Below are 12782 nucleotides of genomic sequence, written 5' to 3' on the forward strand. Positions count from 1 at the left end.
GACGCCGATCCCGCGCGGCCCGGTCAGCGACCCTTCGGCAGGTCCTCGCGCGGCATCCAGTTGCGCCGCACGATCACGAGCTCACGTTCGGCGTCGGCCAGGTGTTCCGCGGACGGGCGGGCCGCGTCCCGGGCCCGCATCGCCGCGCCGACGCTGACCTGAGACGACCCCGAGCCGACGAGCCCCCGCAGGCCACGCTCGGACTGATCCTCGCCACCGCCGGGCCGGGGTCCCGGGGCCGGTCGCCCGCCGGGCCGGCCGGGAGCGCTCTGCGGGCGAGGTGCCGGCCCACCCGTCGCGGCGGCCCGGACGGAAGCCGGACTCGCGGCGCTGCCTGCTGCCGGGCTCGCGGCGCTGCCTGCTGCCGGGCTCGCGGCGCTGCCTGCTGCCGGACTTGCGGCGGCGCTGGGTGCCGGGCTTCCGGCGCTGCCCGCTGCCGGGCCTGCCGCCGCGCTCGGAGGGCCGGGTGCGGGGCTCACCGGGGCGCCTGGAGGCTCGGGTGCCGGGCTGCCGAGGCTGCTCGGTGGGCCGGGCACCGGGCTTGCGGCGCCGGCCGGTGGAGCGGGTGTCGGGCTGACGCCCGCCGAGGACGCCTCGGAGGCCGGGTCGGACGGCACGGCGGTCGCGGGCGGGGTCGAGTGGGAGGGACGCACGCGGCGGCGCCGACGTCCGGGTTCATCGCCCATGACGCCGAACCTACCGCCGCGGCGCCCACCTAGAACACCTCGGTCGGATTCGGCAGCCGATGCCAGCGGAACGCGGTCGACGCCGCCGCGAGCGCGCCGGGCGTCAGCTCCCGGACGCTGCCGGCCGCGCCGAGCGCCGCCGGCGACACCGCCCCGAGATAGGCCGTCCCCAGCTCCAGCACCGTGCAAGCCAGGTCCGCGGCGTCATCCGTACGGGTGCAGCTCGCGACCCCCGCGGCATCGGCGGTCAGCCGCCAGCGGCCGGTGTTCCCGGCCAGCAGCGGATCCGTGACGTCGAGCACCACGTCGAGCGGGGCCGCGTACCGGCGGGCCGTCAGCGCCCGGGGCAGGTCGACGACGCGGATCCAGAGGGCGTCGGCCAGGGTGGCGCCGAGCCGGCGGGGCTCGTCGACCAGGTACTGCAACGGCTCGTCGAGGGCCGCGAAGGACACGGTCGCCGTCCGCGCGAGATCCAGGGTGAGCAGGAACCGCCACAGCGCCAGATAGGCCTCCGGATCGGCCGCGACGACCTCACGGATCTGGACCTCGCAGTCGGGGCCGTGGTCGTTCCACCGGGACTTGGTGCGCCAGAGGGCATACCCCGTGGGCCCGTCGGCGGTCTCGTAGACGACGCCGTGCTGGGTCGTTGCACCCTCGCGTCGCGCCGCTACGTCCGCGAGCACGAATCGCCACCACCGCTCGTCGCGGCTGGACCAGCCGGTGCGGGTCGCGCGCAGGCCCTCGTACACCTTGGTCAGCTCGGCGATCGACGCGAGCGGTTCGACCAGGCGCAGGCGGCCGTCGCCCTTGGCCCCGGGCAGCTCGATCTCGCGGGTCATGATGTTCATGCTCAGCCGCTGCGCCGCCGGCCCGTACCCGAAACGGGGGTAGATCTTGGTCTCGCTGGCCCAGAGGACCGCGACCGGCTCGCGACCGGCGGCCGCGATCTCGCGCAGCTGGCGGTGCATCATCTGGGTGAGCAGCCCGCGCCGCCGGTGGGTCGGCGCGACGCCGACCTGACTGACGTGCGCCGCCGGCACGATCGCACCGGGCACGCTCAATTCCCTGGTGTACGCCGCGGCGTGGCCGACGACGGAACCGGCGTCCTCGACGATCAGCGACCGTTCGGGCTCGAACACCGAGCCCTCGACGTCGCGTTCCTCGCGGGTGAACGTGTGATGGAAGACACGACCCATCAGGTTCGAGATCGCGTCCCAGTCCTCCGCCGTGCCGACCCTGATCGTCATTCCGGAGCCGTCCATGCCCTTTGTGTAACGGACGGCGCGCGCGACGGCGAGCGATTTGCGGGCTCGTTACTCTCGATGTGGGGCGGCCGACCGGCCGTGCCAGGGGAGGGAACGATGCCGGAGCAACCGCAGTGGCCCGAGGGGACGCTCGACATGCCGCCGCAGGATCCCTGGGCCGATCCGCCGACGACCGACATGCCGCCGCGCGGTGCCGCGCCGCACTACGACCCCGCCCGCCAGTACGGCGGAGTAGAGCCGACCCGGCAGCACGGCGGGGTTGACCCGACCCGGCAGCACGGCGGGGCCGATCCGACCCGGGCCGCGCATCCGGCTCCCGCGCCCGCCGCGCCCGCCCCGCCGGCGCCTTCCCCGTTCTCCAGTGGCCGCGCCTCCGTCACCCCGCGCCCGCAGCCGCAGCACTTCACGGCGGAACACGAGCCCACCGGCACGGGCTGGCCGGGCGCCGCGCCGCCCAGCCAGCGCCGCCCGCTGAACTGGCACATCGCCCAGCTGCGCCGTGGCGGCGAGTGGAGCTTCGCCGGGCTGCTGTTCGACTTCGTCTGCTGGGGCATCTGGGCGCTCTCGACCTCGACGTCCGCCGGCGGCCTGACCACCCCGGTCGTGGTCTTCCTCGTTTCCGTGGTGGTGGCCGGCGGCGTGTTCGCGTTGTCGCGGCTGGTGGGCCGGCTCGTGCTGGAGCGCCAGTTCGGCCGCGAGCGGCGTACGGCGCGGGGATCGCACATCGTGGCCGGTCTCTTCCTGGCCGGCGTGGGCGTCGCCCACCTGGGCCAGACCGGGTGGGTCATGACAGCGGTCGGTTGGGTGACCGACCTCTTGCGCTGAGTCGGGGCTCAGCGCAAGAGATCCCGCGTCAGCCCTGGCCGTTCATGGCCGTCCCCGTCTCCAGCAGTGACTTGAGGTCACTGAGCACCCACGCCCAGCCGCCGCCGCCCGCCTCGTCCAGCGGCGAGCCCGCCACCATCGTGGACGTCGCGGGAGCGCCGGTCAGCTCATGCGTGAGGGTGAGCCGGCAGACGCCGGGCTGGGACTTCAGCTCCTCGATCAGGTAGGTCAGGGTCGTGAACGGCTCCGCCGCGGTCGTCGGGTCCATCAGCATCCGCCAGGTCTGCTTGAGCAGGCGCGGCGGGTCGGCCTCGACGACCTCGCCGTCGACGACGACGTCCGGCACCTCGAAGCCGTTCTCCTTGGCGAAGCTACGCATCTCCTCCGTGGCGTCATAGCGGACCGAGCCGCCCGGGCGCAGGTCGAAGTGCGCGGGCGCGGCGTAGCCGTACTTCGCCGTCCATTCGGGGTCGGTGATGGCGGTCCAGATCTTCTCGGGCGTGCTCCGGATCCAGACCCGGAACACCTGGGTGGTCAGCGGCTCGGTCATGTCTCGTCCTCCAGCGCGTTCTTGAGCTCGACGAGCGCCGTGACGTGACGCTCGGTGTACTTGTCGATCCACCGGTCGTGGATCAGCCGGATCGGCACGGGGTTGAGGAAGTGCAGCTTCTCCCGCCCGGACCGGCGCACGACGACGAGACCCGCCTCCTCCAACAGCTTGAGGTGCTTGGCCACCCCGAAACGGGTCATGTCCACCTCGGACTCCAGCTCGGTGAGGGTGCGGCCCTCCCGGGCGAAGAGCAGGTCGAGCAGGAAGCGACGGGTCGGGTCGGCCAGCGCCTTGAACACCCGGTCGTCGTCCGTCATGACGCAAAGTTAGGTGACCAAATGGTCACATGTCAAGGCCGAAAAAAGCCCGCCCGGCGTCATGCCGGACGGACCGAGCCGGTTCAGCGGCGGCGGGGCTTGAGCCCCCGGACGGATGCCACCACCCGCGTCATCGCCGCTCCGGCGATCCCCGCGGCGATCAGCGCCACGGTGAGCGGGATGTGTCCCCGCGCCCAGAGAAAGCTGATCTCCACCCCTCCGGTGTTCTGCACCAGGAGGACGAGCACGACCAGCAGCGCCGCACCCGCCAGTCCCAGCGCGAGCGGGCGCGACCGTGTCACCGAAGCGCCGCGAGAGGCCGGGGCGACGCCGGCGGGCCCGAGCCCGGCGAGCGTTCGGGCGAGTTCGTCCGGCAGTGGCGGGGCGTTGTCCGCGTGCGACGCGGCGCCGTCCGGCACCAGGGGGTTCTCGGGGGAGTACGCCATGACTGTCAGTGTTCCGCAGATCGTCCGTCCAGATCCCGCGAACTCGTCATTCCCGGGGTTAACGGTCCCACGCCGGGGCATGCGATCGGGTATGACCCAGGACCAGTTCACCTGCCGAGACCCGCGTGGCCAGCATCCCGATCCGCCGCTCGAGGGCGGCGACCAGCCGTACCCGGGCCTCACCGACGCCATGCCCGACCGGCCGGACCACGGCGAGGAGAGCTACCGCGGCAACAGCCGGCTTATCGGGCGGCGTGCGGTCATCACCGGCGGGGACTCCGGCATCGGCAGGGCGGTCGCCATCGCCTTCGCGCGCGAGGGCGCGGACGTGCTGATCTCGTACCTGCCGGAGGAAGAGCCGGACGCGCGGGATACGGCGCACCTCATCGAGAAGGCCGGGCGCAGGGCGGTGACCGTCCCCGGCGACATCCGCGACGAGGCGCACTGCGCCGCGATCGTGGACCGCGCCGTCGCCGAACTCGGCGGCCTGGACATCCTGGTCAACAACGCCGCCTTCCAGATGGCCCAGCCGGGCGGGATCGCCAAGATCACCACCGAGCAGTTCGACCGGGTGATGAAGACCAACCTGTACGCGATGTTCTGGCTCTGCCGGGCCGCGGTGCCGCACCTGCCGCCCGGCTCGGCGATCATCAACACCGCGTCGGTGCAGGCGTACCTGTCGTCGAGCGCTCTGCTCGACTACGCGACCACCAAGGGCGGCATCGTGGCATTCACGAAAGCCCTGGCGGAGGACCTGGCCGAGCAGGGTATCCGGGTCAACGCGGTGGCGCCCGGCCCGATCTGGACGCCGCTGATCCCGACCACGATGCCCCCGGAGAAGGTCGAGAAATTCGGCGCCGACACCCCGCTCGGCCGGGCCGGGCAACCGGCGGAACTCGCCCCGGCGTACGTCTATTTCGCGTCGCAGGAGTCCAGCTATGTCACCGGCGAGGTCCTCGGCGTCACCGGCGGCAAGCCGGTGAGCTGACCGCTGAGCTGACCTTGCGTGCCATGGCACGCAAGATCCAGAAGGTCGGGAACAAGATCGGCCCAGGTGCGAGGGAAACCCCTCTGACCTGGGCCGGAGCGCGTGGAGCGGGCGACGAGAATCGAACTCGCGTAATCAGTTTGGAAGACTGAGGCTCTACCATTGAGCTACGCCCGCATGGCACCGCACTTGGAGCGCGGCGCCGTGGCTAGCGTACTGAATCTCCGCTCCGGACGCGAACCGGTTCCCCCGCGTGGCGCATCCGGGCGACGCCGAGGCACACGCCACCCGACCGACCGCATACACTTGCCAGCGGCCTCGGGGTGTGGCGCAGCTTGGTAGCGCACTCGCTTTGGGAGCGAGGGGCCGTGGGTTCAAATCCCGCCACCCCGACTTTCATCATCAACGAAGAGATCCATCAAGGAGTACGCCTGTGAAGAGCACCGTCGAGACTCTGAGTCCGACTCGGGTGCGGCTCGCCATCGAGGTGCCGTTCGACGAGCTGAAGCCCAGCCTGCAGAAGGCGTACCGCGAGATCGGGTCCCAGGTCCAGATTCCTGGCTTCCGGCGCGGCAAGATCCCGGCCGCTGTCATCGACCAGCGCGTCGGCCGGGGCGCGGTGCTCAACGAGGCCGTGCAGGAGGCGATCCCGCAGCACATCCTCGCCGCCGTGCGCGAGCACGAGGTGAAGACGCTCGGCCGCCCCGAGGTGGAGATCACCGAGTTCGCCGACAACGAGCCGCTGAAGTTCACGGCCGAGGTCGACGTGCGTCCCGAGATCACCATCCCGGACCTGTCCACCATCAAGGTCGAGGTTCCGGCGCTCGAGATCGGCGACAACGAGATCGACGAGCAGATCAACGGCCTGCGGGAGCGGTTCGCCACCCTCAAGACGGTGGACCGCCCGGCCGCCGAGGGTGACTACGTGCAGCTCGACCTCAAGGCGACCGTCGACGGCGAGGAGGTGCCGGGCGGCTCGGCCACCAACATCTCCCACGAGGTCGGCAGCAAGCAGCTGCTCCCGGGTCTCGACGAGGTCCTCGTCGGCCTGGCCGCCGACGCCGACGCCACCTTCACCACCCAGCTCGTGGGCGGCGACTTCGCCGGCCGTGACGCCGAGGTGGCGGTCACCGTGCGGACCGTCAAGGACAAGCAGCTCCCCGAGATCGACGACGAGTTCGCGCAGATGGCGAGCGAGTTCGACACGCTGGACGAGCTCCGCGCCGACCTCAAGGAGCGGCTCAGCAAGGTCAAGAAGGTCGAGCAGATCTACGCCGCCCGTGACGAGGCGCTCAAGCAGCTCGTCGAGGCCGCCAACATCCCGGCACCCGAGGGCATCGTCAAGGAGGAGGTCGAGGGCCGCAAGCAGGCCATGACCGACCAGCTCGAGCGCATCGGCGCCACCCTCGAGGACTACCTCGCCTCCGAGGAGAAGACCGAGGAGCAGATCGACACCGAGCTGACCGAGGCCGCCTCCGAGGGCGTCAAGATCCAGCTGCTGCTCGACACGATCGCCGACGCCGAGGACATCCAGGTCTCCGACGACGAGTTCGGTCACGAGATCGTGCACCGGGCGCAGCGTGCCCAGATGCAGCCCCAGCAGTACTACGACCAGCTCGTGAAGTCGGGTGCGGCCGCGGCCGTCTTCGGCGACGTGCGCCGCGGCAAGGCCCTGGCCAACGTCATGGAGCAGGTCGAGATGAAGGACTCCGAGGGCAACGTCCTCACGCTCGACGATCTGCGCGCCGCCGGCGAGGACGAGCACGCCGGTCACGACCACTGACGTTCGACGCCGAGGGCCGCCGCGTTTCCCGTGGCGGCCCTTTCGGCATTCCGGCCGACCCGGTGCGCTGTCAGCGAACACCTGCCCGAGCGGGAAGCTGATGCGCATTCGACCGGTTAGGTTGGTCGTACGACGGACAACCCGCCGGCCGGATCCTCGGCCGACACAGTCAGCTGGTGAAGGGCTGCCATGACCGATCTGCACATCCCTGCGAGTCCCACGCTGCGTGGTGACTCCCTCAGTGGCAACCTCGACGACTCGGTCTACAACCGTCTCCTGCGCGAGCGGATCATTTTCCTCGGCAGTGAGGTGTCCGACCAGGTTGCCAACCGCATCTGCGCGCAGCTGCTGTTGCTTTCCGCGGAGGACCCGGAGCGCGACATCAACCTCTGGATCAACTCGCCGGGTGGTTCCGTCTACTCCGGCATGGCGATCTACGACACGATGCAGTTCATCGACAACGACGTCTCGACCGTGGCGATGGGCATGGCGGCGTCGATGGGGCAGCTGCTGCTCTGCGCGGGAGCCAAGGGGAAGCGCTACGCGCTCCCGCACGCGCGGATCATGATGCACCAGCCGTCGGGCGGCATGGGTGGCACGGCAGCCGATATCGCCATCCAGGCCGAGCAGATGCTGTATACCAAGCGCATGTTCCAGGAGCGGGTGGCGCACCACACCGGCCAGGACCAGGCGACCATCGAGGCCGACTCCGACCGGGACCGCTGGTTCACGGCGCAGGAGGCCAAGGATTACGGCTTCATCGACAAGGTGATCACCGGGGCCACTCAGGTTCCCGAGGGCGCCGGAACGCTGAACTGAGGAGCTGAGCAATGACGGACCTGACCATGCCTCCCGGCTTCGCTCCGGTGCACAACCGCTACGTCCTGCCCTCGTTCGTCGAGCGCACGTCGTACGGCGTGAAGGAGTCGAACCCGTACAACAAGATGTTCGAGGACCGGATCATCTTCCTCGGCGTGCAGGTGGACGACGCGTCGGCCAACGACGTGATGGCCCAGCTGCTGACGCTGGAGAGCGCCGACCCGGACCGCGACATCCTGATGTACATCAACTCGCCCGGTGGCTCGTTCACGGCCATGACGGCGATCTACGACACGATGCAGTACGTGCGTCCCGACATCAGCACGGTCTGCCTGGGCCAGGCCGCGAGCGCCGCCGCCGTGCTGCTCGCCGGCGGCACGCCCGGCAAGCGGATGGCGCTGCCGCACTCGCGGATCATCATCCACCAGCCGGCCACCGAGGGCGGTTACGGCCAGGGCTCGGACATCGAGATCCAGGCCCGGGAGATCATGCGCATGCGCACCCAGCTGGAGGAGCTGATCTCCAAGCACTCCAACCAGGCGCTCGACAAGGTCCGCAAGGACATCGACCGCGACAAGATCATGACGGCGGCCGAGGCCAAGGAGTACGGGATCGTGGACACCGTCCTCGCCACCCGGAAGAAGAGCCTGCAGACCGCCGGCGTCGGTAGCTGACGGAAATTTCGCCCGGTCGCCAGCCGGGTCGCGGACCGGTGCGGTCCGTGGCCCGAGCTCCGTAAGTGACGGGTGAGATGGCGATGTCAGGGGTCGGTCGGCTCGCGCTAGACTGACTGGCCCCTGACACGCCCGTTTTGGGGGGTCGGAGAACCGCCCTCGAGCGGGTAACGTCGAGTCGGCAACCTCAGCATCGCGGGTCGGCAGACGATGAGATACCGACGAGGAAAATCGTCCTCGGGCCGAGGGCCGGTGCGAACCGGTCGATGAGCGCAGGGAGATACGTAGGTGGCACGGATCGGTGACGGTGGCGACCTACTGAAGTGCTCCTTCTGTGGGAAGTCCCAGAAACAGGTCAAGAAGCTCATCGCGGGCCCAGGGGTCTACATCTGCGACGAGTGCATCGACCTCTGCAACGAGATCATCGAGGAAGAGCTGGCCGAAACCGGCGAGGTGAAGTGGGAAGAGCTTCCCAAGCCGATGGAGATCTGCCAGTTCCTCGACAACTACGTGGTGGGTCAGGAACAGGCCAAGAAGGCCCTGTCCGTGGCCGTCTACAACCACTACAAGCGGATCCAGGCCGAGTCGGCCGGCGCGCCCGGTGGGGGCAGCGACGTCGAGGTGGCCAAGTCCAACATCATGCTCATCGGCCCCACCGGCTGCGGTAAGACGCATCTGGCGCAGACGCTGGCGCGGATGCTCAACGTCCCGTTCGCCATCGCGGACGCCACGGCGCTGACCGAGGCGGGCTACGTCGGCGAGGACGTCGAGAACATCCTGCTCAAGCTCATCCAGGCCGCCGACTACGACGTCAAGCGCGCCGAGCAGGGCATCATCTACATCGACGAGGTTGACAAGATCGCCCGCAAGAGCGAAAACCCGTCGATCACCCGGGACGTCTCCGGCGAGGGCGTGCAGCAGGCTCTGCTCAAGATCCTCGAGGGTACGGTCGCGAACGTCCCGCCGCAGGGCGGCCGCAAGCACCCGCACCAGGAGTTCATCCAGATCGACACCACCAACGTGCTGTTCATCGTCGGTGGCGCCTTCGCGGGCCTGGACCGCATCATCGAGTCCCGGGTCGGACAGGGCGGCGTCGGCTTCGGAGCGCACCTGCGCTCGGTCTCCGAGCGCAACACCGACGACATCTTCAGCAAGGTCATGCCCGAGGACATGCTGAAGTTCGGCCTGATCCCCGAGTTCATCGGCCGACTCCCGGTGATCACGACGGTGCGCAACCTCGACCGCGAGGCGCTCATCAAGATCCTCACCGAGCCCCGCAACGCGTACGTGAAGCAGTACCAGCGCCTCTTCGAACTCGACGGAGTCGAACTCGAATTCGACGAGGGCGCCCTCGAAGCCATCGCCGACCAGGCCATGCTCCGCGGCACCGGCGCCCGCGGCCTGCGAGCGATCATGGAGGAAGTCCTCCAGAACGTGATGTTCGAGGTCCCCAGCAACCCCGACGCCGCCCGCGTGCTCATCACTCGCGAGGTCGTGGTCGAGAACGTGATACCGACGATCGTGCCCCGCGAGTTCGTGGGCCGTCGCGCCCGCCGCGACCGCGAGGAAAAGTCGGCCTGACCCGGAGCACCCTCAAACAGCAGCCTCATCCCGTCACCGTCGCCCCTGAGGGCGACGGTGACGTCGTTTCCGGTCCCCGTGGTGGCCCGCCCAACCGACAACAGCCGTAACGGACCGACGGGGCTGTCGTGGACTCCGAAAGGGGCTGTCGTGGGCTCCCAAACGGGGCTGTCGTGGACTCGGAAAGGGGGCTGTCGTGGGCTCCCAAAACGGGGCTGTTGTGGGCTCCCGAACGGGCGCTCTCGTGGGCTCCCGAACCGGCCCCGCGCCCCGGCGCGACTTGCGACCGCTCCGCGTCCTCCCGAACCGGCCCCGCGCCCCGGCGCGACTTGCGACCGCTCCGCGTCCTCCGGGCGTCCTGGGCCGGCGTTGACATTTCTCGTTCTTCGTCGCGCCATCGCCTTCGCGCGGTGCGTCGTTTCGCTGTTGGTCACACGAGCGCTGTCACCAATACGCCAGACGCTTACCTGTGCGGTCCATCGACGACAACCGGCATCTCGAGCCTGCCGGGTGCCGCTCGATGTCCTGCGTCGGTGGGCCTGCTCGAGCCGGCGGGTGCGGCCGGTGTCCGCGCTCGGTCGGGGTCGCCGGCTGGTGTCGAGCGTGGGCGGTGTCCGTGCTCGGTCGGGGTCGGCGGCTGGTGTCGAGCGTGGGCGGTGTCCGTGCTCGGTCGGGGTCGGCGGCTGGTGTCGACGAGCGTGGGCGTGTCGACGAGCGTGGGCGGGCGAGGACAGTCGGACGGGCATCGAGGGATGCGGACGGCGGCGAGGCGTTTCGGGTGGGTGCTGAGCCCCGTACGCTGACGGGCATGCGCGTTGCCGTCTGCCAGTTGAATGCTCGCGACGACCGTACCGTCAATCTCGCTATGGCCCGCGACCTGCTCGGCCGGGCCGCCGCGGCGGGAGTGACCCTCGCCGTTCTTCCCGAATACGTCGACTACCTCGGACCTGGCGCCGGAATGCCCAAGCCGGAGCCGGTCGACGGCGAATTCTCGGCGTTCTTCGCCGAGGCCGCCCGCGATCTCGGCATCTGGGTGCACGCGGGCTCGTTCCACGAGGTCGGACCCGATCCGGAGCGGACCTTCAACACCTCGTTGATCTTCAACCCGGCGGGTGAGCTGGTCGAGACCTACCGGAAGATCCACCTGTACGACGTGGAGATCCCCGGAAGGGTGTCCTATCAGGAATCCCGTTCCGTGGCACCGGGCGAGCGCGCGGTCGTCACAGAGATCGCGGGCGTGCCTACGGGACTGTCGATCTGCTACGACCTGCGGTTCCCCGAGCTCTATCGGCGCCTAGCCATCGAGGGCGCGAAGGTGCTGGTGGTGCCGGCGGCGTTCATGATGCACACGGGCCGCGACCACTGGGAGGTGCTGCTGCGCGCCCGCGCGATCGAGAACCAGTGCTACGTGGTGGCGGCCGGCCAGATCGGCGACCACGAACCGGGCCGGACCTGCTTCGGCCGGAGCATGATCATTGATCCGTGGGGGACGGTGGTCGCGCAGGCGGCGGACGGGGTGGGGATCGCGTTCGCCGACCTCGACCTGAGCCGGCTGGACGACATCCGTAGCGAGCTGCCCAGCCTGGCAAACCGACGCCTGTAAGCAGCCCTTCCTGAGGGTCGTGGGGGTCTCGCTTGCCTCGCCCGTGTCTCGTCTTGCGCGGGATGCGGAAAGTTGCCGGCGCGGCCTTCCTGCTCTCCCCGCCTTCCTGCTCTCCCCGCCTTCCTGCTCTCCCCGCCTTCCTGCTCTCCCCGCCTTCCTGCTCTCCCCGCCTTCCTGCTCTCTCGGCGCGCTTGTCAGTCTCGGCACTTGGCCCGCTGCCGCCTGTAGTTTCGGCTCCTCGGCTCGCCGCTCGTTGGTCCGGCTCTTCGGTCCGCCGCTGCCTGTTCTTCCCGCTTCTCGGCCCGGCGCTTGTTTCCGCACCCTGGCTCCGCGCCTGGTGTTCCTGGCGCCTGTTGTTCCAGCTCCTCGGGAGCTTGTCGCATCGCCCGGCATGCCGTGGCCGCCATTTGTCCGGGGACGGAGCCCTCTGGCGAGGCGGTGCCGCGCTGAGGCCTCAGAAGGTTTGGAACAGGTAGCTCGCGACGGCGATGCAGACCACAGCTCCACCGGCGAGGAGCATCGCGCCGCCCATGCGGGACGGGCCGCGCATGAACAAGCGGTGCACCGAGACCACCACCGCTGCCAGGACCAGAATGCCGATGACCAGCTGTGACAGCGGCATCAGGAGGCCGAACAGCGCGTCGACGGCGAGGGCAGGTTGAGGTGCCATGTCTGCCACTCTGGCACGGTCGCGCTCCGGACGGGATTTCTGGGACGGGGGGCCGATTTGCATTCCCGGTAGGGCGTCGCGTAACTTTCTCTCTGCCCGAGGGGAACCCGGACGGAGCGGCACGAAAGTGACCGATCCGGCGGATTGCCTGAGGGTGACTGGAAGCAGGCGCTAAGCTTGCTGACAGTTCCGGGCGAGGCAGGCGGCGGGAAACCGGATTTGCGCCAGCGAGAACGACCGGGTAGAGTAAAACGGCTAGCAGGAACCGGGCGGATCGATCACTGAGTGATCTCCGGACGGCTGCCAGGCCACCTGACAACACTCACCCCTCCAAGGGTGGGCGTTAGCGCGGGAAACAACTGGGCGATGCCACGAAGATCCTCCGGGATTTTCCAAGACTCCGGTCTTGCGCTGGCGAGGTTGACCAGGTAAGTTAGAGCGGTTGCCCCGAGCGGGTCTCCTCGGAAGAGGGGGACTGAGCGGTGTGTGGTTGTTCTTTGAGAACTCAACAGGGTGCTTGATAAGCCAGTGCCAATTAGTTATACCCGGCCAGGCGATCATTTTGGTGGTTGTTT

Annotated in this window: 12 protein-coding genes, 2 tRNA genes and 1 pseudogene; 8 read left to right on the top strand and 7 right to left on the bottom strand. The window is 69.4% G+C overall.

What is annotated here, in order from left to right; all coding sequences use genetic code 11:
* Positions 1 to 23: 23 nt before the first annotated feature.
* Together AB0M36_RS16265 and AB0M36_RS16270 are read right to left on the bottom strand one after the other, a co-directional pair.
* Positions 24 to 209: pseudogene (locus AB0M36_RS16265) on the bottom strand (hypothetical protein); the annotation flags it as partial.
* Between the two features lie 506 nt (positions 210 to 715).
* Positions 716 to 1948: a GNAT family N-acetyltransferase gene (locus AB0M36_RS16270; RefSeq protein ID WP_364157699.1), complete on the bottom strand. Its 1233-nt coding sequence runs from the start codon at positions 1946 to 1948 to the stop codon at positions 716 to 718.
* Positions 1949 to 2047: 99 nt separating this feature from the next.
* On the opposite strand from AB0M36_RS16270, the gene AB0M36_RS16275 reads away from it, so the two are divergent.
* Complete coding sequence (locus tag AB0M36_RS16275; RefSeq protein ID WP_364157702.1) at positions 2048 to 2776, top strand: DNA-directed RNA polymerase II; 729 nt, start codon at positions 2048 to 2050, stop codon at positions 2774 to 2776.
* A gap of 28 nt (positions 2777 to 2804) precedes the next feature.
* Here the strand turns inward: AB0M36_RS16275 and AB0M36_RS16280 are convergent, their stop codons facing one another.
* The 3 genes from AB0M36_RS16280 to AB0M36_RS16290 all read right to left on the bottom strand — a co-directional run bounded on the left by AB0M36_RS16280 (position 2805) and on the right by AB0M36_RS16290 (position 4089).
* The gene (locus AB0M36_RS16280) at positions 2805 to 3326 is read right to left on the bottom strand and encodes an SRPBCC domain-containing protein (RefSeq protein WP_364157704.1); all 522 of its coding nucleotides are present in this window, start codon (positions 3324 to 3326) and stop codon (positions 2805 to 2807) included.
* A complete protein-coding gene (locus AB0M36_RS16285) occupies positions 3323 to 3643 on the bottom strand; it encodes a metalloregulator ArsR/SmtB family transcription factor (RefSeq protein WP_364157706.1) in 321 nt (106 codons plus the stop codon). The genes AB0M36_RS16280 and AB0M36_RS16285 overlap by 4 nt, the downstream gene beginning before the upstream one ends.
* Before the next feature lie 83 nt (positions 3644 to 3726).
* Entirely contained in the window at positions 3727 to 4089 is a 363-nt protein-coding gene (locus AB0M36_RS16290; protein WP_364157708.1) for a hypothetical protein, read from the bottom strand.
* A gap of 91 nt (positions 4090 to 4180) precedes the next feature.
* Between AB0M36_RS16290 and AB0M36_RS16295 the strand changes: the two genes are divergently transcribed.
* Positions 4181 to 5077 (top strand): SDR family oxidoreductase, encoded by an 897-nt coding sequence (locus AB0M36_RS16295; protein ID WP_364157710.1) that lies wholly within the window; start codon positions 4181 to 4183, stop codon positions 5075 to 5077.
* A gap of 103 nt (positions 5078 to 5180) precedes the next feature.
* Here the strand turns inward: AB0M36_RS16295 and AB0M36_RS16300 are convergent.
* Positions 5181 to 5254 (bottom strand) — tRNA-Gly (locus tag AB0M36_RS16300).
* Between the two features lie 142 nt (positions 5255 to 5396).
* Here AB0M36_RS16300 and AB0M36_RS16305 point away from each other — a divergent pair.
* The 6 genes from AB0M36_RS16305 (at position 5397) to AB0M36_RS16330 (ending at position 11537) form a co-directional block, all read left to right on the top strand.
* A tRNA-Pro gene (locus tag AB0M36_RS16305) sits at positions 5397 to 5470 on the top strand.
* 40 nt (positions 5471 to 5510) lie between these two features.
* A complete protein-coding gene (gene tig, locus AB0M36_RS16310) occupies positions 5511 to 6860 on the top strand; it encodes a trigger factor (protein ID WP_364157713.1) in 1350 nt (449 codons plus the stop codon).
* A 189-nt stretch (positions 6861 to 7049) separates the two neighbouring features.
* Positions 7050 to 7679, top strand: a complete 630-nt coding sequence (locus AB0M36_RS16315; RefSeq protein WP_364157716.1) for an ATP-dependent Clp protease proteolytic subunit — start codon at positions 7050 to 7052, stop codon at positions 7677 to 7679.
* Between the two features lie 11 nt (positions 7680 to 7690).
* Positions 7691 to 8353 (top strand): ATP-dependent Clp protease proteolytic subunit, encoded by a 663-nt coding sequence (locus AB0M36_RS16320; protein WP_364157719.1) that lies wholly within the window; start codon positions 7691 to 7693, stop codon positions 8351 to 8353.
* Between the two features lie 288 nt (positions 8354 to 8641).
* The gene (gene clpX, locus AB0M36_RS16325; RefSeq protein ID WP_364157722.1) at positions 8642 to 9934 is read left to right on the top strand and encodes an ATP-dependent Clp protease ATP-binding subunit ClpX; all 1293 of its coding nucleotides are present in this window, start codon (positions 8642 to 8644) and stop codon (positions 9932 to 9934) included.
* 808 nt (positions 9935 to 10742) lie between these two features.
* Positions 10743 to 11537: a carbon-nitrogen hydrolase family protein gene (locus tag AB0M36_RS16330; protein WP_364157725.1), complete on the top strand. Its 795-nt coding sequence runs from the start codon at positions 10743 to 10745 to the stop codon at positions 11535 to 11537.
* 454 nt (positions 11538 to 11991) lie between these two features.
* Here AB0M36_RS16330 and AB0M36_RS16335 read toward each other — a convergent pair whose 3' ends face one another.
* A complete protein-coding gene (locus AB0M36_RS16335) occupies positions 11992 to 12216 on the bottom strand; it encodes a hypothetical protein (RefSeq protein WP_364157728.1) in 225 nt (74 codons plus the stop codon).
* Between the last annotated feature and the right edge of the window lie 566 nt (positions 12217 to 12782).

This window comes from Actinoplanes sp. NPDC051346 (assembly GCF_040682215.1).
GTDB lineage: Bacteria > Actinomycetota > Actinomycetes > Mycobacteriales > Micromonosporaceae > Actinoplanes.

What these genes read in the sequence shown, in the direction of transcription:
- AB0M36_RS16270 (WP_364157699.1), bottom strand. Translation starts at nt 1,948, where the DNA reads ATGGACGGCTCCGGAATGACGATCAGGGTCGGCACGGCGGAGGACTGG.
- AB0M36_RS16275 (WP_364157702.1), top strand. Translation starts at nt 2,048, where the DNA reads ATGCCGGAGCAACCGCAGTGGCCCGAGGGGACGCTCGACATGCCGCCG.
- AB0M36_RS16280 (WP_364157704.1), bottom strand. Translation starts at nt 3,326, where the DNA reads ATGACCGAGCCGCTGACCACCCAGGTGTTCCGGGTCTGGATCCGGAGC.
- AB0M36_RS16285 (WP_364157706.1), bottom strand. Translation starts at nt 3,643, where the DNA reads ATGACGGACGACGACCGGGTGTTCAAGGCGCTGGCCGACCCGACCCGT.
- AB0M36_RS16290 (WP_364157708.1), bottom strand. Translation starts at nt 4,089, where the DNA reads ATGGCGTACTCCCCCGAGAACCCCCTGGTGCCGGACGGCGCCGCGTCG.
- AB0M36_RS16295 (WP_364157710.1), top strand. Translation starts at nt 4,181, where the DNA reads ATGACCCAGGACCAGTTCACCTGCCGAGACCCGCGTGGCCAGCATCCC.
- AB0M36_RS16315 (WP_364157716.1), top strand. Translation starts at nt 7,050, where the DNA reads ATGACCGATCTGCACATCCCTGCGAGTCCCACGCTGCGTGGTGACTCC.
- AB0M36_RS16320 (WP_364157719.1), top strand. Translation starts at nt 7,691, where the DNA reads ATGACGGACCTGACCATGCCTCCCGGCTTCGCTCCGGTGCACAACCGC.
- AB0M36_RS16330 (WP_364157725.1), top strand. Translation starts at nt 10,743, where the DNA reads ATGCGCGTTGCCGTCTGCCAGTTGAATGCTCGCGACGACCGTACCGTC.